The 18,562-nt window shown below is 70.3% G+C and carries 18 protein-coding genes and 1 pseudogene; 8 read left to right on the top strand and 11 right to left on the bottom strand.

Annotated features, from left to right (window positions below; genetic code table 11):
* Positions 1–8 precede the first annotated feature (8 nt).
* The 4 genes from ALA01S_RS26070 to ALA01S_RS26055 form a co-directional block, all read right to left on the bottom strand.
* Positions 9–2,141: an ATP-binding protein gene (locus ALA01S_RS26070; RefSeq protein WP_066342222.1), complete on the bottom strand. Its 2,133-nt coding sequence runs from the start codon at positions 2,139–2,141 to the stop codon at positions 9–11.
* Between the two features lie 211 nt (positions 2,142–2,352).
* A complete protein-coding gene (locus ALA01S_RS26065) occupies positions 2,353–2,799 on the bottom strand; it encodes a type II toxin-antitoxin system VapC family toxin (RefSeq protein ID WP_218011533.1) in 447 nt (148 codons plus the stop codon).
* Complete coding sequence (locus ALA01S_RS26060; protein ID WP_066342220.1) at positions 2,787–3,068, bottom strand: type II toxin-antitoxin system Phd/YefM family antitoxin; 282 nt, start codon at positions 3,066–3,068, stop codon at positions 2,787–2,789. Before ALA01S_RS26060 ends, ALA01S_RS26065 begins: the two co-directional genes overlap by 13 nt.
* Positions 3,069–3,216: 148 nt before the next feature.
* The gene (locus tag ALA01S_RS26055; protein ID WP_066342223.1) at positions 3,217–4,038 is read right to left on the bottom strand and encodes an alpha/beta fold hydrolase; all 822 of its coding nucleotides are present in this window, start codon (positions 4,036–4,038) and stop codon (positions 3,217–3,219) included.
* 419 nt (positions 4,039–4,457) lie between these two features.
* Between ALA01S_RS26055 and ALA01S_RS26050 the strand changes: the two genes are divergently transcribed.
* A complete protein-coding gene (locus ALA01S_RS26050) occupies positions 4,458–5,699 on the top strand; it encodes an SGNH/GDSL hydrolase family protein (RefSeq protein ID WP_066342219.1) in 1,242 nt (413 codons plus the stop codon).
* A 228-nt stretch (positions 5,700–5,927) separates the two neighbouring features.
* Entirely contained in the window at positions 5,928–6,257 is a 330-nt protein-coding gene (locus ALA01S_RS26045) for a hypothetical protein (RefSeq protein ID WP_066342218.1), read from the top strand.
* A 14-nt stretch (positions 6,258–6,271) separates the two neighbouring features.
* Here the strand turns inward: ALA01S_RS26045 and ALA01S_RS26040 are convergent, their stop codons facing one another.
* The gene (locus tag ALA01S_RS26040; protein ID WP_066342217.1) at positions 6,272–7,279 is read right to left on the bottom strand and encodes a zinc-binding alcohol dehydrogenase family protein; all 1,008 of its coding nucleotides are present in this window, start codon (positions 7,277–7,279) and stop codon (positions 6,272–6,274) included.
* A 29-nt stretch (positions 7,280–7,308) separates the two neighbouring features.
* The gene (gene nfsB, locus ALA01S_RS26035) at positions 7,309–7,959 is read right to left on the bottom strand and encodes an oxygen-insensitive NAD(P)H nitroreductase (RefSeq protein ID WP_066342216.1); all 651 of its coding nucleotides are present in this window, start codon (positions 7,957–7,959) and stop codon (positions 7,309–7,311) included.
* A gap of 206 nt (positions 7,960–8,165) precedes the next feature.
* Between nfsB and ALA01S_RS26030 the strand changes: the two genes are divergently transcribed.
* The 3 genes from ALA01S_RS26030 to ALA01S_RS26020 all read left to right on the top strand — a co-directional run bounded on the left by ALA01S_RS26030 (position 8,166) and on the right by ALA01S_RS26020 (position 10,648).
* The gene (locus ALA01S_RS26030; protein ID WP_066342215.1) at positions 8,166–9,104 is read left to right on the top strand and encodes a LysR family transcriptional regulator; all 939 of its coding nucleotides are present in this window, start codon (positions 8,166–8,168) and stop codon (positions 9,102–9,104) included.
* An 87-nt stretch (positions 9,105–9,191) separates the two neighbouring features.
* Positions 9,192–10,145 (top strand): RNA polymerase sigma-70 factor, encoded by a 954-nt coding sequence (locus tag ALA01S_RS26025; protein WP_066342214.1) that lies wholly within the window; start codon positions 9,192–9,194, stop codon positions 10,143–10,145.
* A 35-nt stretch (positions 10,146–10,180) separates the two neighbouring features.
* Positions 10,181–10,648: a carboxymuconolactone decarboxylase family protein gene (locus tag ALA01S_RS26020; RefSeq protein WP_066342213.1), complete on the top strand. Its 468-nt coding sequence runs from the start codon at positions 10,181–10,183 to the stop codon at positions 10,646–10,648.
* Positions 10,649–10,670: 22 nt separating this feature from the next.
* Here ALA01S_RS26020 and ALA01S_RS35380 read toward each other — a convergent pair whose 3' ends face one another.
* From ALA01S_RS35380 to ALA01S_RS32220, 3 genes and pseudogenes are all read right to left on the bottom strand, one after another.
* Positions 10,671–10,877: a hypothetical protein gene (locus tag ALA01S_RS35380; RefSeq protein WP_157119287.1), complete on the bottom strand. Its 207-nt coding sequence runs from the start codon at positions 10,875–10,877 to the stop codon at positions 10,671–10,673.
* Positions 10,878–10,897: 20 nt separating this feature from the next.
* Positions 10,898–10,987 (bottom strand): annotated as a pseudogene (locus ALA01S_RS35375) (methyl-accepting chemotaxis protein); the annotation flags it as partial.
* Between the two features lie 190 nt (positions 10,988–11,177).
* Complete coding sequence (locus ALA01S_RS32220) at positions 11,178–11,330, bottom strand: diguanylate cyclase domain-containing protein (protein ID WP_259375542.1); 153 nt, start codon at positions 11,328–11,330, stop codon at positions 11,178–11,180.
* Between the two features lie 436 nt (positions 11,331–11,766).
* Here ALA01S_RS32220 and ALA01S_RS26010 point away from each other — a divergent pair, with 436 nt between their 5' ends.
* Entirely contained in the window at positions 11,767–12,876 is a 1,110-nt protein-coding gene (locus ALA01S_RS26010; RefSeq protein WP_066342211.1) for a hypothetical protein, read from the top strand.
* A 198-nt stretch (positions 12,877–13,074) separates the two neighbouring features.
* Positions 13,075–14,226 (top strand): phospholipase A, encoded by a 1,152-nt coding sequence (locus ALA01S_RS26005; RefSeq protein WP_066342210.1) that lies wholly within the window; start codon positions 13,075–13,077, stop codon positions 14,224–14,226.
* A 15-nt stretch (positions 14,227–14,241) separates the two neighbouring features.
* Here the strand turns inward: ALA01S_RS26005 and paeA are convergent, their stop codons facing one another.
* Entirely contained in the window at positions 14,242–15,576 is a 1,335-nt protein-coding gene (gene paeA / locus ALA01S_RS26000) for a polyamine export protein PaeA (RefSeq protein WP_066342209.1), read from the bottom strand.
* A 124-nt stretch (positions 15,577–15,700) separates the two neighbouring features.
* The gene (locus tag ALA01S_RS25995) at positions 15,701–17,176 is read right to left on the bottom strand and encodes a PAS domain-containing sensor histidine kinase (RefSeq protein WP_084267961.1); all 1,476 of its coding nucleotides are present in this window, start codon (positions 17,174–17,176) and stop codon (positions 15,701–15,703) included.
* Positions 17,177–17,456: 280 nt separating this feature from the next.
* On the opposite strand from ALA01S_RS25995, the gene ALA01S_RS25990 reads away from it, so the two are divergent.
* On the top strand, positions 17,457–18,562 hold a 1,106-nt coding region (locus ALA01S_RS25990; RefSeq protein WP_169806016.1), incomplete at its 3' end, for a methyl-accepting chemotaxis protein.

Here is an 18,562-nt window from a genome sequence, read left to right as displayed (position 1 = left end):
CTGCTTGGTTATTTAGAACCGCTGCAACAAGCAATTTCCCGACTCGCCCAAAACCTTGTGTCCGCTGGCGCACATATTTCTGACGCCAACCTTTCGCAAGGTTTCAACAAACCCTTCAGGCAACACAGATGCAAATCAGCAAACCATGAATGGCGCCGGCCCGACTCCGCAACCTCTGGGGTTTCAAACTCACCCGCCGGCGCGTCCGACTTGTCGGCGTTGCTGGCAGTGCGTTTGCGAGGGAGCGAAGTATACACACTTTGCGGGGTGGTGTGCCAGATGAGTGATTGACAATCTTCCCAAGGCAGCCCGTGCAGCGGCCACCCCTTGCAGGACGCCAGGGCTTCAGCCGGCCGCAGCCTCCAGGGCCTGCAGGCCGGCCAGATGCGTCTGCAACCAGGCGGCATCCCCTCCCCCTCGCGGCCGGCGTCGCGCGCCTGCGCCAGCGCCCGCTCCAGCAGGACGCGCCATTCGTCCACCAGCAGCAGCCCCGTCCACAACGGCTCGGACGCCCGCACCAGCGCCATGGCCAGCGGCGCGTCGCCGTCCGGGCCCAAGGCCCACGCCAGCGCGGCCCGGATGTCGGCCATGTCGCCGCCGTGGCGCTGCGGCCAGGACGGATTCATGTGCTGCCGCATCAGGCCCTCGCAGTGCGCCAGCACCTGGCGCGCATGCGCCTGCGAGGCCGCGCGCCACTCGGCCAGGTCGTGCAACTGCTCCAGGGCATAGCGGCGCAGCGATTCGTACAGCCGGTAGCGCGGCGGCACCTCGGCCAGCTCCACGCTCACCAGCGACTTGTCCACCAGCCGGCCCAACTGCGACAGCGCGGCGCAGGCCGCCGCCTCGCCGCCGCGCAGCCGGCACACCGACTCCACCGCCGCCAGTGTGAAGCTGCCGCGAAAGGCGCCGAGCTGGCGGAACAGCGCGCGCTCGCCGGCGTCCAGCGTGTCGTAGCTGGAGGCGATGGCCGCGGCCAGGCTGCGGTGGCGCGGCGGGGCGTCGCGCGCACCGCCACCCAGGCGGCTCAGCCGCTGGTCCAGCAGCGAGGCCACGCCGGCCAGGCCCAGCACCGGCACCCAGGACGCCGCCAGCTCCAGCGCCAGCGGCAGGCCGTCCAGGCGGCGGCAGATGTCGCCCAACAGCGCCAGCTCGCCCTCGTCCAGCGACAGCCGCACGTCCTGCGCCCGTATGCGCTCGACCAGCAGCCGCAGCGCGGCATGGTCCAGGGCCTGCTCGGCGCTCATCGCCTGCCCCGCCGGCGGCACGGCCAGCGGCGGCAAGCGCTTGACGTACTCGCCCGCGGCGCGCAGCGCCTCGCGGCTGGTGGCCAGCACGTCCACGCCCTCGCACTGCTCGCGCAGCGCCTGGGCGAGCGTGCACACGGCGTCCACCACGTGCTCGCAGTTGTCCAGCACCAGCAGCAGGTGGCGATGGCGCAGATGCTCGACCAGCGCAGCCAGCGTGCCCGCGCCGGTGGCGGGCACGCGCAGCCGCGAGGCCAGGTGCGGCAACACCAGATCGGCGCCGGCCAGCGTCGCCAGGTCCAGCAACTGCACACCGTCGGCGTAGCGCGACGCGCTGCGCGCGGCCACCAGCCGCGCCACGGCGGTCTTGCCCATGCCGCCGGGGCCTATGACGGTGATGAAGCGCCGCAGCGCCAGCTCGTACTGCAGCGCGGCCACGAAGTCGTCGCGGCCCACCAGCGGCTGCGCCGGCGCCGCGCGCGCGGCCGGGGCAGCGGGGGAGGGGGCCGCCGCCGCGCCGCGTTGCGCCGCCTCGCCCTCGTCGGCCGTCCAGGCGACGTCGGCCACGAAGGCGTAGCCGCGCCCGGGAACGCTCATGATGAAGCGCGGCGCGTCGCGCGGGTCCCGCAGCGCGCGGCGCAGCGCGGCGATCTGCACGCGCAGGTTGCTTTCCTCCACCACCAGCCCCGGCCAGCCGCGCTGCAGCATCTGCGGCTTGGAGACGACCTCGCCCCGCTGCTCGACCAGCGCCACCAGCAGGTCCAGCGCGCGGTCGCTCAGGCGCACGGGCTCGCCGTCGAGCAGCAGGCGGCGCCGCGCGGGCACCAGTTGGAACGGTCCGAAGCGCGCGATGCGCGGTGGCGCTGGAAGGGCGTTGGGCGGGGGAACGGGCTGCATGGCGCTCCGGTGGCGCCCGCCACGGGGCTCGTGCAAGCAGCCTCGGCGCAGGCGGGGCGGTGAGAAACGACGGGCGCCGCCGCGGGCGCGGTCACCAGGTCAGAGCGCGGCAGTTTTTCACACCCGGGAAGGGCTCCGGGGGCATCAGGGAAATGGGAGTGATACGAAACGCTGCCGCCGGCACTCACCGGCAAGCTTTGGCTACACGCGCTCACGCGCCGGGAGGGCCTGCCGCCTTCACGCAGACGAAGCGGCAGGCCAAGCCCGCCACCTTTGCAAAGGCCTGATCGCCGGTGATGAAGGCATGGGGCTGGCCAGCCAGAAGGCAGCCGGCGGCCTGCAAGGCATCCGGGGTCCGCAAGCCGTGGCATGCGCGCAGCGTGGTGGCCAACTCCACGGTGCCGCGGTCAAGCTCCATCCAGCGCAAGTCAGGCGCGGCAAAGAAGCTGTCGTAGCGCAACAGCAGCGCGGTATCGCCATCACGCAAGGGCTTGATGCGGCACTCCATCCACGACAAGCGGCTCATCGCCACCGTGACCCGGCCTGCCTCTTGGGCCAGTTCCTCCAGACAGCGGCGCACCTGCCGCGCCGTGTCGGCTTGCCCCTCCAACAGATAAATCAGCGCATTGGCATCTAGGTAGGCGATCAACGGTCCCACCCATCGCGCTCGTCATCGATCTGGCGGTCGATGTCGGCCGTCGCGCGGCCGCCGTCCAGCGGCTGTGCCAGCAACCACTCCAACGCGCCGCCTCCCTTGGCGGCCTCCGCCTCACCGGCCCGCGCCAACAGGCGCTGGTATTCCTGTTCGCTCAACACCACGGCGGCCGGCCGGTTGCGTTTGAGGATGTGCACGGGGCCATGTCGCAGCCCCTCTTCCACGGCGGCCATGCCGCGCCGCTTGAGCTCAATGGCCGGGAGAGTGTTCATGAGCGCCCCCAACGAATTAAATGAGTACCGTTTTCAGTACCAGTTTAAGTCCTTGGTGGGCTACCGAGCCCTTCCCAGGCCGACACCCGCCGCCCCTGCACCGCCACCCCATGCTCCGCGGCCGGCCGCGCGCGCAGCCGGCCGCGGCTCAGGCCTGGATGAAGCGCAGCAGGTCCTGGTTGAGCTGGTCCTTGTGCGTGGCTGCCAGGCCGTGCGGGGCGCCGGGGTAGACCTTGAGCGTGGCGTTGCGCACGAGCTTCACGGCCTTTTGCGCGGAGTTGGCCAGCGGGACGATCTGGTCGTCGTCGCCGTGGATGAAGAGCGTGGGCACCTCGATCCGCCTGAGGTCCTCGGTGAAGTCGGTCTCGGAGAACTGCTTGATGCAGTCCAGCTCCGCCTTGAGCGAGCCCTGCATGCCTATGAGCCAGAAGGTGTCGCGCAAGCCTTGCGACACCTTGGCGCCGGCGCGGTTGGCGCCGTAGAAGGGGCCGGAGAGGTCGCGGAAGAACTGGGCGCGGTCGGCGTGCACGCCGGCGCGTATGCCGTCGAACACGTCCAGCGGCAGCCCATCGGGGTTGGCCGGCGTCTTGAGCATGATGGGCGGCACGGCGCCCACCAGCACGGCCTTGGCGGCGCGGGCGCCACCGTGGCGGCCCAGGTAGCGCGCCACCTCGCCGCCGCCCGTGGAGTGGCCCACGAAGACGGCCTCGCGCAGGTCCAGCGCGTCCACCAGCGCCGCGAGGTCGTCGGCATAGGTGTTCATGTCGTTGCCCTGCCAGGGCTGGCCGGAGCGGCCGTGGCCGCGCCGGTCGTGGGCGATGACGCGGCAGCCGTGCTCGGCCAGGAACACCATCTGGTCCTCCCACGCGTCCGCGCTCAGCGGCCAGCCGTGCGAGAACACGACCGGCCGCCCCCGGCCCCAGTCCTTGTAGTAAAGCGACGTGCCGTCGGGTGCGTCGAACCAGCTCATGGCGTGCTCCGGGTACAGCGCCGGCGGCAAAAGGTGCCGGCCGCATGGACAAAAGCTTGGCCCACGGCGTGAAATTGGGCGAGTTAAGCATCGTGAAATGTTGAAAACGCCGCCGTGCCGATCTACGCCCTGCACCTGCTGATTTGCCAACCCATAAATTGACCCGGCGCGGCCTTGCACGGATGTAAATTCAGATTCCAGCCGCGACCACCCGAAACAAGGCGCAGCAAAAATCCCTCTCATAAAACAATCGGGCACAAAATAAGAGCTTACATTCGATATGCCCCACAAAAATAAATTGTTTCCTGAAGGAAATTTTTCAGATACTTTTGCCCAGCACAATAAATACCCTCTTCCAGCAAAGTTGCAGCTCCCGCGCCTTTGCGTCGGGCCATTAAACCTGCCCTCAAAATTCCACGATGAATTTGATCGACCCCAAGCGCATGGCTTCCCAGGCATGGGCCGGCCTGTTGATTTGCACGGCCGGCACCCTGCCGGCTTGGGCGCAACAAAGCGGCGACCTCTCCTATTGGGTGGGCACTTGGGGCACGGCGCCGCAGCCGGCCACTTCCCAGGCGGAAACCACCGCCGGGAAATTCAACAACCAGACGCTGCGCCAGATCGTCCACACCAGCTTGGGCGGCCAGCGGCTGCGCGTGCGGCTGAGCAACGCCTACGGCACCGCACCGCTGGTCATTGGCGAAGCCCATGTCGCGCTGCAGACCACCGGCTCGTCCACCGACCCCTCGACCGACCGCGTGCTGACCTTCAACGGCCAGGCCGGCATCACCGTGCCCGCGGGCGCCACGGCCGTCAGCGACCCGGTCAACCTGAGCTTCAACAGCGGGCAGAACCTCGCCGTCAGCATTTACCTGCCGGTATTCACCACCGCCACGACACAGCATTTGCGCGCCCGCCAGACCACTTATGTGTCCACGCCCGGCAATTTCGCCGGTGCCGCCGCACAAGCGGGCGTATTTTCCAGCCTGTGCACGGAAGGGCTGAATCCCAAGACCTGCACCTCGTCCTGGTATCTGCTCACCAACGTGGACGTGCAAACTGCCAGCCCGCTGCCCGCCGTCGTCGCCCTGGGAGATTCCATCACCAACGGCGCCTATTCCAGCGGCAACCTCAACCGCCGCTGGACCGACGTGCTCGCGCGCCGACTGCGCGCCGACGGCCCCTCCCTGGGCGTGCTCAACCAGGGCATAGGCGGCAATACCCTGGTGGCCTGGGGACAGGGCGGCAGCATGGTCAAGCGCTTCGAGCGCGACGTGGTGAATCAGCCTGGGGCGAAATTCACCATCGTTCTCGGCGGCATCAACGACATCAAGAAGAATTTCACCGCCGACAAATTGATCAGCGGCTACCAGGCACTGATTTCCCAGGCCCGCAAGAGCGGCTTGAAAATATATGGCGCAACGCTCACGCCCTATGGCCGCGGCACGGACTTCCAGGAAACGCAGCGCAAAAACGTGAATGCCTGGATACGCAACAGCGGCGCTTTCGATGCAGTCATCGACTTCGACGCCGCGCTGCGCGACCCTGCCGCCCCGCGCCGCATGCTGCCCCTGTACGACAGCGGCGACTCGCTGCACCCCAGCGATGCCGGCTACGAGGCCATGGGCCAGGCCGTGAACCTGGCGCTGTTCAAGCCCTGAAACGGCCCGCGGGCGCGGCGGCGCAGCCGGGGCCCGGCCCCGCGCGGCGCGCGTGTAGCGGGATGAAACGCTGCCCCAAAGGCGTGCACCGTTGGCGCTGCGGCGCGTTGGACGCGGGCAGCCAGGCCGGTTCCCTACCGGGCCGGCCCTATGCTGCGCGGCCCGCCACTGCCCCGGCGGGCGCCGCCGCACACCCGTCCAGGCCGTTCCGAGGAAAGCCCCACAAGCATGAAGAAATCCGTTCGTCCCACCGTCACGCTGGCGCTGCTGGCCGCGCTGTCCCTGCCCGCGCTGGCCGCGGGCCTTGGCCAAAGCGGCGGCGGCGTGGCCATTGCGGTGGGCCCGCGCCATCCGGCCGTGGCCTCGGTGCTGCTGGGCGGCGGCACCGTGGCGCCCACGGTGCACAAGCAGTCGGCGGATTTCGGCCTGATCGCCACGGCGCTCATGCACGGCGACGTGCAGGGTGCGGAGGGCGCCCGCGATGCCACGACGAGCGCCGGCGGCGGCTTCAGCAGCGGCAACAAGCCCGCGCGCGGCGCCGGCAGCGCCGTCCGCTGAAGCCCCGGGGTCGCTCAGAACCCTTCCAGCACCACCTTGCCGCGTGCGCGCTGGGACTCCAGCAGCGCATGCGCGCGCCGCAGGTTGGCGGCGTTGATGACGCCGAAGTGCTCGGCCAGCGTGCTGCGCAGCGTGCTGGCGTCCACCAGCTCGGCCACGCGCTGCAGCAGCGCGTGCTGGCGGGCCATGTCCGGCGTCTCGAACATGGGCCGCGTGAACATCAGCTCCCAGTGCAGCGACAGGCTCTTGCGCTTGAGCGGCACGGCGTCCAGCTGGGCCGGGTCGTCGATGAGCGCCAGGCGGCCCTGGGGCTGCAGCGCCTCGATGATCTGCCCGTAGTGCGCGTCGGTGTGCGTGAGGCTGGCGACGTGGCTCACCGCGTCCACGCCCACGCGCCTGAGCTCCTCGGTGAGGGGCTGGGCATGGTCTATCACCTCGTGCGCACCCAACTCGCGCACCCACTGGCGCGTCTCCTCGCGCGAGGCCGTGCCTATGACCTGCAGCCGCGTGAGCCGCCGCGCCAGTTGCGTGAGCATGGAGCCCACGCCGCCGCCCGCGCCGATGATCAGCAGGCTTTGCCCTTCCCCGCCGCCTTCAGGCACGCCCAAGCGGTCGAACAGCAGCTCCCAGGCGGTGATGGAGGTCAGCGGCAGCGCCGCGGCCTGCGCGAACGACAGGCTCGCGGGCTTGGGGCCCACGATGCGCTCGTCCACCGCATGCAGCTCGCTGTTGCTGCCGGGGCGGGTGATGGAGCCGGCATAGAACACCTCGTCGCCCGGCTTGAAGAGGGTCACCTGCGGGCCCACCGCGCGCACCACGCCCGCGGCATCCCAGCCCAGCACGCGCGGCTGCTGCACGGCGGCCCCCCGGCGCACCTTGGTGTCCACGGGGTTCACGGACACGGCGCGCACCTCCACCAGCAGGTCGCGCGGACCCGGCTGCGGCGCGGGCAGCTCCAGCTCGACCAGCGCCAGCGGGTCGTCGATGGGCAGGCCGTGTTCGATGTAGGCGATGGCTTTCATGGCAGGGCTCCTTCCGTGCTGGCGGGACGTCAAAGGCGCGTGATCACGGCGTCGGCCGGCAGGCGCGACTTGGGCAGCCTGGCGTTGAAGTCCGCCTCGCCGCGGTAGCCCAGCGACACGAGCACCACGCTGTTGAAACCCTTGGCGGCCAGGCCCAGCTCCTCGTCCAGCAGCTGGGCGTCAAAACCTTCCATGGGCGTGGCGTCCACACCCAGCGCACCGGCGCCCAACAGCAGCGTGCCCAGGGCCAGGTACACCTGCTTCTGCGCCCAATGCGTCAGGTCGCCCGCCTCGCGGTGCAGGGTGATGTAGCCGTCGCGCGTCTTGCGCTGGCCTTCGCGGGCAGCGTCGTTGGCGAAGCGGCCATCGGCCGCCTCCTGCGCCAGCACGGCGCTGGTGTGGGCCTCGTCCAGGTCCTGGCGCGCGCACAGGACGACGACGTGCGACGCATCCCGGATCTTCGAAACGTTGTAGGCATAGCCGCCCTGCGCCGCCTTGGCGATGCGCTCGCGGCCGGCTGCGTCACCCGCCAGGATGAAATGCCAGGGCTGCGAGTTCACCGACGAGGGCGCGAAGCGCAGCAGCTCCAGCAGCTCGTTGACGGTGGCCTGCGGGATGCGGCGCGAGGCGTCGTAGGCCTTGGCGGTGTAGCGGCTTTGGGCGGCGGCAAGAACGTTCATGGCGGCTCTCTCTGTGCAGGGGTGCAGGGGTGTGTAGACGGAGGTCACTGCGCCGCAACGGGGTTAGGTGGTCGCTGCGGCATGGTCGCCATGGTGGCCGCACCCGCCCGCGCGAAACAGCCGTGGGCCGCAGCAGCACTTTCACTCCCGGAGTGAAAATCGAGCCCAATGAATGGTGGCACTTTCATCCCTTGGAGACAGATGGCGTGGTCCGTTTTGAAGACCTCAACCTTTTCGTCCGCTCCGCGGCGCTGGGCAGCTTTTCGGCCGCGGCGCGCGAGGCCGGGCTGCTGCCGGGCCAGGCCAGCGCGGCCGTGAAGCGGCTGGAGGCGGCGCTGGGCATCTGCCTGTTCGCCCGCTCCACGCGCAGCCTGCGGCTGACGGCCGAGGGCGGGCAGTACCTGCCCTACGCGTTGGGCGCCCTGGAGGGACTGCGCGAGGGACAGGAGCTGGTGCGGCGCGACGCCGAGGTGCGCGGCGTGCTGCAGGTGGCCGTGTCCTCGGACTTGGGCCGCAACGTGATGCTGCCCGTGCTCACGGCCTTCAGGCGCACGCACCCGGCGCTGACGCTGCGCCTGTTCCTCTCCGACCAGATCACCGACGTGTTCCGCGACCCGGTGGACGTGGCGCTGCGCTACGGCCGCATGGAGGACGCGAGCTTCGTGGCCCTGCCGCTGGCCCCGGGCAACCGCCGCATGCTGGTGGCCGCGCCGGACTACCTGGCGCGCCGCGGCCGCCCGTCCACGCCGCAGGCGCTGGCCGAGCACGACTGCCTGTGCTACGTGCGCCGCGGCAGCGTCTATGACGAATGGGCCTTCACCGAAGCCGGCGGCGAGCTGGCGCGGCGCCGCCTGGTGCGCGTGCGCGGCCCGCTGCTGAGCGACGACGCCGACGTGGTGCGCCGTTGGGCCGTGGCCGGCGAGGGCATCGCCTACAAGTCCTGGCTGGACGTGCGCGAGGACGTGCTCGCCGGCCGCCTGGAGCTGCTGCTGCCGCAGCACCTGGGCGAGCCGGTGCCGCTGCACCTGGTGTGCCCGCACCGCCGCCAGTTCTCACCGGCGGTGCGGCTGCTGCACGCGGCGCTGCAGGCGCACTGCGAAGGGCTGATGGCGCAACTGCCGCAGGCGACGCTCACCTCACCCTGACGGGCAGGCCCCGAGGACGTACCAACCGAAACACCGCGGGGGAATCGTCCCTGTCACAAACGCCCCGCCTGATTCGTCTTCCCCGCCATGGACCACACCGCCACCGCTGCCGCCGCCGACACCTCCACCGCCACGTTTTCCCGCCTGCGCCCGCGGCTGCAGGGCGTGGCCTACCGCATGCTCGGCTCGCGCGCCGAGGCCGAGGAGGTCGTGCAGGACGCCTGGCTGCGCTGGCACGAGGCGGACCACGCCGCGCTGCAAAGCGCCGAGGCCTGGCTCGTCACCGTCACCTCGCGCCTGGCGCTGGACCGGCTGCGCGCGGCCAAGGCGCAGCGCGAGCACTACGTGGGCTTCTGGCTGCCGGAGCCGCTGGTGGAGGACTCGCCGCCCTCGCCGCAGCAGTTGCTGGAGCGCTGCGACGACCTCTCCGTGGCCTTCCTCACCGTGCTGGAGCGCCTGTCTCCCGAGGCCCGCGTCGCCTTCCTGCTGCGCGAGGTGTTCGATGCCGACTACGCCGAGCTCGCACGCGTGCTGGACAAGAGCGAGGACGCCTGCCGCCAGCTCGTGAGCCGCGCCAAGACGCAGTTGCGCGACGCACGGCGCCGCCACGCCGTCCCGCACGACACGCAGCGCCGGCTGCTCCAGGGTTTCATTCACGCCTCCAGCAGCGGCGATTTCGCCGCGCTGCAGAGCCTGCTGGCCGAGGACGCGCAACTGCTCAGCGACGGCGGCGGCAAGGTGCCCAGCTTCGGCAAGGTGCTCCAGGGCGGGCGGCGCATCGCGCAACTCTTCCTCGCCACCAAGCTGCGCCACGGCGCGCTCGTCCAGTGGGAAATGGCCGTCGTCAACGGCGAATGGGGCCTGCTGCGCTTCGTGGACGGGCGGCTCGAATCGGTGCAGGCGCTGGAGACCGACGGGCAGCGCATCCTGCGCATCCACGTCCAGCGCAACCCCGACAAGCTCGCGCGCATCGCCGCAGCCTGGGAGCGCGCCAAAAACCCGGCCGCCGGCGTCACAAGCGCGCTGCCCGCCTCGTCTTGAAGGTGCAAGCCCACTTTTTTTGACGAGGAAACACCGTGCAAGACACCCACCAGCCCCGCCTGCCCTGGACCCGCCTGGCCCCCAAGGCCTACCAGGCCATGGCCGCCGTCAGCGCGGCCACCGCCGCTTCCAGCCTGGGGGCCGTGCTCATCGAGCTGGTCCAGACCCGCGTTTCGCAGATCAACGGCTGCGCCTTCTGCCTGGACATGCACGTCCGCACGCTGCGCGAACACGGCGAGGGCTGGCAGCGCATCAACAGCCTGCCCACCTGGCGCGAGACCGGCCTCTACAGCGAGCGCGAGCGCGCCGCGCTGCAGTGGGCCGAGGCGATGACGCGGCTGGCCGACGGCCACGCCGGGCAGGACGCCGCCTTCGCCGCGCTGCAGCCCCACTTCAGCGAGCAGGAGGTCGTGGAGCTGTGCTGGGCCGTCGCGCAGATCAACGCCTGGAACCGCATGGCCATAGGCATGCGCCAGCCGGTGGAGGAAAAGGCGCTGGCCTGAGGCTGCGCCCGGCCGGCACCGCTCAAGCCGCCTGGCTGCTGCCCAGCCGGAACACCGACACCGCATCAACCAGGCGCTGCGCCTGCCGGCGCAGGCTGTCCGTGGCCGCCGCGCTCTGCTCCACCAGTGCGGCGTTTTGCTGCGTGGCCTCGTCCATCTGGTTGACGGCCTGGCCCACCTGCGTCACGCCGCGGCTTTGCTCGGCGCTGGCGCTGTTGATCTCGCTCATGAGCGCCGTCACGCGGCGCAGCGCTGCGCCAGCGTGCGCACCTCGCCAGCCACCACCGCGAAGCCCCGGCCTTGCTCGCCCGCACGCGCAGCCTCCACCGCGGCGTTGAGCCGCACTTCAAACACGAGTTGGGCCAGCTTGTCGCGCATGGCGCGCCAGGGACTGCAGCAGCCCAGGCTTATCCTGCCGGCCCGCGTCGATGTGGGTGCCCAAGTCGCCCGCCGCCATGTCCGCCTGGGCAATCAGGGCTGCAGGCGCAGGCCATTCAAACGGCCTGGCCTGCCCCATTCCGATACTGGGCTAGGGCAGATCAAGCTTCGTTTCCAGCGCCGCCAACAGCCATTGCTCAAATTCCTGCGCGCCGGCCAGCTTTGTATCCAGCAGCAGCACGCAAAACTCGTCGCCGCCGGAGCGCACGCAAATGTCGGTATTGCTCGCCACCCGCTGTAGCACCAGGGAAAAGCGCCGCCGCAAAGAAATCTGAACCTAGCCCCGCCCAACCCGACGGGCCTTTTCACCTGCGGCAGCGGCCGGCGCCGCGCCCGCATGACAAGCGCTTACTTCCGAAGCATCCAGCCACCACGCCGGCCCTCAACGCGCCTCGCGGCAGGCCGAAAAGCAGGCAGCAGCGCCCGCCGCGGCCAAAAAAACCGGCGGCAGGCGCCTCTTGAACAGTCCGAGCACGCGTGCCGGTATTCACCGGCAGCTTTTCATTAAACCGAATTTCCCGCGGCACCAAGCGGCACAAGGCAAACCGCCTTGAAGGCAGCCTTTTGTCTTTTTCTTGCCGGAAATTGAGCATTGGATTTTCGCCCACGCGAAATGCAACGGCCTGCAGTTTCCCGGCCAACGACTGGCCGCGCGGAATGAAACCAGACGAATCAACGCGATGAAGAAGCTCAACTCCGTTCGCGCCTCCCTGGCGGCGCTGCTGCTGGCCCTGGGCGGCGCGGCGCTGTCGCAGGCGGCGGTGACCGCGCCCACGGCCCCGGTCAAGTGGCATCCGGGCCACTACGTCGCGTTGGGCGCGTCCGCGGGCGAGTACCTCACGACCAACACCTTCAAGGAAATCTCGGCGCTGCCCAACGTGCGCGGCGTGATGACGCGCTACGCCTGGCGCGACATCGAGACGTCCCGGGGCGTCTACGACTTCTCCCGCATCGACCGCGACCTCAGCCTGGCGCGCGCCGCGGGCAAGCAGCTCTTCATCACCATCAGCACCAAGGCCTTCCAGGCCGGAGCCCGCGCGCTGCCGGACTACCTGCACACGGCCGAGTACGGCGGCGGGGTGTACCGCATACGCATCAGCGGCAAGGACGCCACGGGCAGCGAGGCCACCACGGGCGAGAACATCGCGCTGTACGAGCCCTCGGTACGCGACCGCCTGGTCGCCCTGGCCCGCGTGCTGGGCCGCCGCTACAACGCGCAGAACAATTTCGAAGGCATCGCCTACAACGAGACGGCGCTGGGCCAGGCCGTGGTGCCGCTGACCGACGCGCAGAAGAACACCTTCTTCGCCAACCTCGCGCAGGTGGACACGGCCACGCGCCAGGCCTTCCCCAACACGGTGGTGATGCAGTTCCTCAACTTCCCCAAGCCCAACATGCCGGGCCTGGTGAGCAACATGCTGAACGCCGGCGTGGCGCTGGGCGGGCCGGACACCTTCCTCAACGACAGCACGCTGGAAGCCTCGGCCTACCCGCTGTACGACACCGTGGCCGGCAAGCTGCCGCTTGGGCCCTCGGTGCAGGCGGAGAACTACGTCACCACCTACCAGTTCGGCCCCTACGCGCCGCCGGCCGTGACGGACCTGTACGCCTTCGCCCGCGGGCGGCTGCACGCCAACTACCTGTTCTGGAGCAAGACGCTCACGCCGCCGCTCATCCCCTACGACAACGTCATGAAGATGTTCAAGTCCGCCAGCTTCCCCAAAGACGCGGCCGGAGGGCTGAACACGGCCTGTCCGACACTGTTCACGGCCTGCGTGGCGGGTCTGTAAGGACGTCAGGATGCGGCGCCCAGAGCGGGTGCGGTAATTGCCAGGGCCGCGCACATCCCACGGAGTGCGCCACGGCATGAAGGACGTCAAAGACAAAGGGACACCGGCTCCCGCCACAGCCCTGCGGCGCGCGGCGCGCGCCACGCCATCGCGGCCCGCACGGCGGATGCGCTTGGACCAACGCCGCGCCGCGGGCGGATGAAGCGCACAGCCCCTGGCCGCGCCGCGGCCGCCTTGCCGGCGCTGCTGTGCGGCGCCACCCTGCTTTGGCCTCCCGGCGCGCACGCGGCTGCGGCCGATTGCGCCGCGCTGGCCGAGGACGCGCAGCGCCTGGCCTGCTACGACGCGCTGTTTCGCGCCGGCACGGCGCCGCCCGCGGCTGGCGTGGCTCCCGCGCAGCCTTTTGAGCGGGCGCCTGAGCGGGCGCCTGAGCGCACGCAGCCGCCCGGCCCGGTGGAGCCCGGCTCCATGCCCGTCTCCGGCGGCGCGCCCACGCCGCCGGCCGCCGGCACCGGGCTGGCGCTGAGCGAGGCGATGTCGCAGTACTGGGAGCTCACGCCCGCGGACAAGCGCGGCACCTTCGTGGTCAGGACGTACCTGCCCACCTACCTGCTGCCGCTGCACGTCACCAGCAGCCTCAACCGCCAGCCCTTCAGTCCCACGCGCGGCCTGGCGCCGGCGCGGCCGGGCTACCGCTCGCTGGAAGCCAAGCTGCGCATCTCGCTGCGCGCCAAGATCGCCGAGGGGCTGCTGCTGCCGGACGCCGACTTGTGGTTCGCCTACACACAGCGCTCGCTGTGGCAGGTGTGGAACCGCGCGGAGTCCTCGCCCTTTCGCAATACCGACTACGAGCCCGAGGCGATCTACGTGGTGCCTGTGCCGCAAGCGCTGGGCGAGCTGCCCGGGGGCTGGCGCTGGCGCATGGTGCAGCTTGGGCTGGCGCACCAGTCCAACGGCCAGGGCGACGCGCTATCGCGCAGCTGGAACCGCGTGTACTTCGGCACCGCCGCCGAGCGCGACGGGCTGGGCCTGCAACTGCGCCTGAACCACCGGCTCCAGTCCGACAGCGGCGACGACGACAACCCCGGCCTCACCCGCTACATAGGCAACGCCGAGCTCACCGCCAACTGGCTGCCCGGCGCGCACACGGTGCAGGTGGGCTGGCGCACGCACCTCACGGACTTCAGGCGCGGCTCGCTGCAACTGGACTGGACCTACCCCGTGCGCCGCGACAACCCGCAGGGGCTGCGCTGGTACGTCCAGCTCTTCACCGGTTACGGCGAAACGCTGCTGGACTACAACCACCGCCAGACGAGCCTGGGCGTGGGGGTGGCGCTGTTCAATTTCTGAGGGGACGCCTGCCCCTCACGTCCCAATCAACTGCGCCGCGCTGTCCGCCTGCGGCGTCACCAGCACCTGGTCGATGCGCGTGCTGTCCACGTCCATGACCTCGAAGCGGTAGCCGCTCCACACCGCGCAGTCGGTGCGCCGCGGGATGCGGCGCAGCGTGACCATGAGAAAGCCGGCCAGCGTGTCGTACTGGCCGCGCTGGGGCAGCTCCTCGGGGTCGATCTGCAGCGCGCGCAACACGTCGCCAATGGGCGTGAGGCCGTCCATCAGCCAGGAGCCGTCCTCGCGGCGGACGATCTGCTCCTCGTCGCCCGTCTGCACCAGGCTGCCCATGACGGTGCTCATCACGTCGTTGAGCGTGATCACGCCCACCACCAGGCTGTACTCGTTGACGATGGCCGCGAAGTCCTCGTGCGCCTGGCGGAACTGCGACAGCACCTCCCACAGCGTCAGCCGGTCCGGCACCAGCAGCACCTTCTTCACCAGCGCGCTGCCGGCCTCGCCCTTGAGCGCAAGGGGCTCCTCGCGCAGCATGCGCGCGAACAGGTCGGCCGCGTCCACGTAGCCCACGACCTGGTCGATGTGCCCGTCGCAGACGAGATAGGTCGAATGCGGCTGCGCCGCGATGCGGGCGCGGATGATGTCCTCGGACTCGTCCTGCAGCAGGTAGACGATGCGGTCGCGCGTGGTCATGGCGCTTTCCACCGTGCGCGTGTCCAGCTCGAACACGTTTTCGATCACCTCCTGCTCGCGCTCGTGCAGCACGCCGGCCTCGGCGCCGGCCTCGGTGAGCGCCAGGATGTCCGCGGGCGTGATGCGCTCGTCGCGCTGCTCCGGGAAGCCCAGCAGCCGCACCAGCGCATCGGCCAGGCCGTTGAACAGCCACACCACCGGGTGCAGCAGCCGCATGAACCCGCGCATCGCGGGCAGCAGCCGCATGGCCAGCCTCTCGGGCTGCGTCATCGCCAGCCGCTTGGGCAGCAGGTCGGCCAGCAGGATGAAGAGCGACGTGACGATGGAAAAAGAGACGATGAAGCCCGTGAGCTCGGCCGTGCGCGGCTCCAGCGCCTGGCCCAGCAGCGCCGCGGCAAAGGGGCTCAAGGCGTCCTCGCCCACCACGCCGCCCAGGATGGCCACCATGTTCTGGCCTATCTGCACCACGGTGAAGTAGTTGCCCGGGCGGGCCTGCACCTGCAGCACGGCTTCGGCGCGCTCCTCGCCCTCGTCGGCCAGTTGCCGCAGCCGCAGCCGCAGCCGCCGCGCCGAGGCCAAGGCGATTTCCGCCACGGAGAAGAAGGCGCTGAGCGCGATGAGGAACGCAATGGTGATCAGGCTGCCCGCGGAGCTCATGCAAGTCAGTGTAGTGCCGGGCAACGCGCCCGCCGGCCCGGGGCGTTGCGCCGGCACCTACCCCGCGGCGCCGGCCGCGCAAGAGCCGTTGCCCAGGCGACGAGGCCGCAGTCGCCGCGCAGCCTCACTGGGCCGCCGAGTCCTCCTGCAGCGGCACGCGCAGCAGCACCGTGGTGCCCGTGCCGGGCTGGGACTCGACGGCGAACTGCCCGCCCAAGGCCTCGATGCGCTCCTTCATGCCCAGCACGCCCCAGCCGGCGCGGCCGGCGCCACCGTCGCGGCCCTCGGCGGCCTCGAAGCCCACGCCGTCGTCCTCCACGCTGGCCTGCAGGTGGCGGCGCGAGCGCTTGAGGCTCACGCTCACGCGCGTGGCGCCGGCATGCTTGGCGACGTTGTTGAGCGCCTCCTGGATGACGCGGAACACGGCCGCCTCCACCGGCGCGGGCAGCCGCTCGCCGTCCAGCCCGTGCTGCTCCAGGTCCACCGGCGTGGACGACAGCGCCGACCACGTCGCCACGTAGGCGGCCACGCCGTCGCCCAGGCCGCAGTCCTCCAGCGCCGTGGGCCGCAGCGTGAAGACGATGCGGTCCAGCTCCCGGTCCACCTGCTGCATGAGCGGCTGCAGCCGCCGCAGCCACTCGCGGTCCTCGGCGTCGCGCTGCTGCTGCGTGACGGTGCCCACGGCCAGCGCCAGCGAAGAGAGGTACTGGCCCAGCGAGTCGTGCAGCTCGCGCGCGATGCGGCGGCGCTCCTCGTCCTGCACGTGCTCCACGCGGGCCAGCAGCGTGCGCAGCTCGCGGGTGCGGTCCTGCACGCGCTGCTCCAGCAGGTCGCGCACGCCGTGCACGGCGTGCGCGTCGGTGGCCGAGCCGAACCAGCGCAGCACGCGCCCGTCGTCGCCCAACTGCGGTTCGGCGCGCACCAGGTGCCAGCGGTAATGCCCGTCGTGGCCGCGCAGGCGCAGCTCGTTGTCCAGCGGCTGGTGCCGCCGCAGCGCCTCGTGCCAGCGGGCCACGGCCTCCGCGCGGTCGTCGGGGTGCACCACGTCGGCCCAACCGTCGCCCATGGCCTGGGCTTCGCTCTGGCCGGTGTATTCGCACCACCGCCGGTTGAACCAGTCGGCATGGCCGGCCGGGTCGGTGCTCCACAACAGGCCGGGCACCAGGTTGGCAATGGCATGCAGCCGCGATTCGCTCTCGCGCAGCCGCTGCTCGCCGCGCTTGCGCTCGCTGATGTCCTCGATGACGGCACAGCAGCGCAGCGGGCACCCCTGCGCATCGCGCACCACGTCGGCCGTCACCCGCACCCAGACCACGCCGCCGCCCTTGCGCCGGTAGCGCTTTTCCACCTGGTAGCTGGCCTCGCCGCGCATGAAGCGCTCGAACACCAGGCCGTCGGCGCCGCGGTCCTCGGGGTGATTGAGCTCGTCCACCGTCATGTCCAGCAGCTCGGCCTCGCCGTAGCCGGTGAGCGCACACAGCGCCGGGTTGACGCACAGGAAGCGGCGCGAGAGCGCATCCGTGTGCGCCATGCCCACGCTGCTGAGGTTGAACATCATCCCGGCCAGCCGGGCCTGCATCGCATCCAAGGTGTTCGACATCTCAAAGCGTTCCGTACTTCCCTGTCCCAGGGCGCCGGCCAGGCCAGCCTGGCTGCCCTACCCGGGACAGGCCCTCAGCATCCAGGCATTGCCGCAGGCAGATGTATCCAGGCGTGACGCGCCGACTGCCCGCGCCATGCGCCCGGCGTGACAACCCGCACGCCGCAAGCTCTTTTTGTGCAGGCAACCGTGAAAGCACCGCTCAAAGCAATGTTTCCGCCGCCGAAAGAAAGCCACGGCCTGCGCGTGTGTAGGCCAGCGTCAAAGAATGGATGACTGCATGTTCAAGAACCTCGCGCTGGGCAAACGGCTTGCCCTGGCTTTCGCCGCCGTCATTGCGGTGTTCCTGGCGGTGGGGGCGGTGTCGCTCTACACGGGCGCGCGGCTCAAGGAGGCGGACAGCATCAACCAGCACACCTACGTGGTGCTGGACCGCGCGGCCAACATGCTCGCCGGCATGGTCAACATGGAGACGGGTACGCGCGGCTTCCTGCTCTCCGGCATGGACGGCCACCTGGGCCCCTGGAACGGCGGCAAGGAGGGCTTCGACAAGAACTGGAACGAGCTCAAGTCGCTGACCGCCGACAACCCCGTGCAGCAGGCGCGCCTGGACGACATCAAGGCCAGGAGCAGCGAGTTCCAGCGCGTGGCCGAAGGCCTGATCGCGCTGCGCCGCGAGGTGACGGCCGGCAGGAAGCCGCTGGATGCGCTCACAACCGAGTTCTGCCAGGGCCGCGACAAGGCGGCGATGGATGCCTTCCGCACGCTGCAGGGCCAGATGACGACCATGGAAGAGGCGTTGCTCGTGCAGCGCAGCGCGGCCGCCGACTCGCTGCGCACGGTCAACAGGCTCTCCACCGCCCTGGGCAGCCTGCTGGCGGTGGTGGTGGCGGTGGCGCTGGGCCTCACCATTGCGCGCTCCATCACGCGGCCCATGCAGCGCGCGGTGCAGATCGCCGAAGCCGTGGCCGCGGGCGACCTGAGCCAGGGCCAGGCCCTGCGCGTGGACAGCAGCGACGAGACCGGCCGGCTGCTGGCCGCGCTCAAGCGCATGAGCGACAGCCTCGCCGCGCTGGTGGGCCAGGTGCGCTCGGCGTCCGACTCCATCGCCACCGGCTCCAACCAGATCGCCACGGGCAATGCCGACCTGTCGCAGCGCACCGAGGAGCAGGCCTCCAACCTGCAGCAGACGGCGGCGACCATGGAGGAGCTGAACGCCACCGTGGCCAACAACGCCCAGACCTCGCAGCACGCCACGCAACTGGCCGAACGCGCCAGCACGGCCGCGGGCCAGGGCGGCGAGGTGGTGGGGCAAGTGGTGGCGACCATGGAGCAGATTCAGGCCGCCAGCCGGCGCATCGCCGACATCATCGGGACGATAGACGG

This window comes from Azohydromonas lata NBRC 102462, assembly GCF_001571085.1.
In the GTDB taxonomy this organism is placed as follows: domain Bacteria; phylum Pseudomonadota; class Gammaproteobacteria; order Burkholderiales; family Burkholderiaceae_C; genus Azohydromonas; species Azohydromonas lata.
This window is presented reverse-complemented; position numbering and strand designations above follow the sequence as displayed.

Bases quoted from the DNA above. Each gene is read 5' to 3' on its own strand.
- ALA01S_RS26005 (WP_066342210.1), top strand. From the start codon at position 13,075: ATGAAGCGCACAGCCCCTGGCCGCGCCGCGGCCGCCTTGCCGGCGCTG.
- ALA01S_RS26040 (WP_066342217.1), bottom strand. From the start codon at position 7,279: ATGAAAGCCATCGCCTACATCGAACACGGCCTGCCCATCGACGACCCG.
- nfsB (WP_066342216.1), bottom strand. From the start codon at position 7,959: ATGAACGTTCTTGCCGCCGCCCAAAGCCGCTACACCGCCAAGGCCTAC.
- ALA01S_RS26070 (WP_066342222.1), bottom strand. From the start codon at position 2,141: ATGCAGCCCGTTCCCCCGCCCAACGCCCTTCCAGCGCCACCGCGCATC.
- ALA01S_RS26055 (WP_066342223.1), bottom strand. From the start codon at position 4,038: ATGAGCTGGTTCGACGCACCCGACGGCACGTCGCTTTACTACAAGGAC.
- ALA01S_RS26060 (WP_066342220.1), bottom strand. From the start codon at position 3,068: ATGAACACTCTCCCGGCCATTGAGCTCAAGCGGCGCGGCATGGCCGCC.
- ALA01S_RS26050 (WP_066342219.1), top strand. From the start codon at position 4,458: ATGAATTTGATCGACCCCAAGCGCATGGCTTCCCAGGCATGGGCCGGC.
- ALA01S_RS26010 (WP_066342211.1), top strand. From the start codon at position 11,767: ATGAAGAAGCTCAACTCCGTTCGCGCCTCCCTGGCGGCGCTGCTGCTG.
- ALA01S_RS25995 (WP_084267961.1), bottom strand. From the start codon at position 17,176: ATGTCGAACACCTTGGATGCGATGCAGGCCCGGCTGGCCGGGATGATG.
- ALA01S_RS26045 (WP_066342218.1), top strand. From the start codon at position 5,928: ATGAAGAAATCCGTTCGTCCCACCGTCACGCTGGCGCTGCTGGCCGCG.
- paeA (WP_066342209.1), bottom strand. From the start codon at position 15,576: ATGAGCTCCGCGGGCAGCCTGATCACCATTGCGTTCCTCATCGCGCTC.
- ALA01S_RS26025 (WP_066342214.1), top strand. From the start codon at position 9,192: ATGGACCACACCGCCACCGCTGCCGCCGCCGACACCTCCACCGCCACG.
- ALA01S_RS35380 (WP_157119287.1), bottom strand. From the start codon at position 10,877: ATGAGCGAGATCAACAGCGCCAGCGCCGAGCAAAGCCGCGGCGTGACG.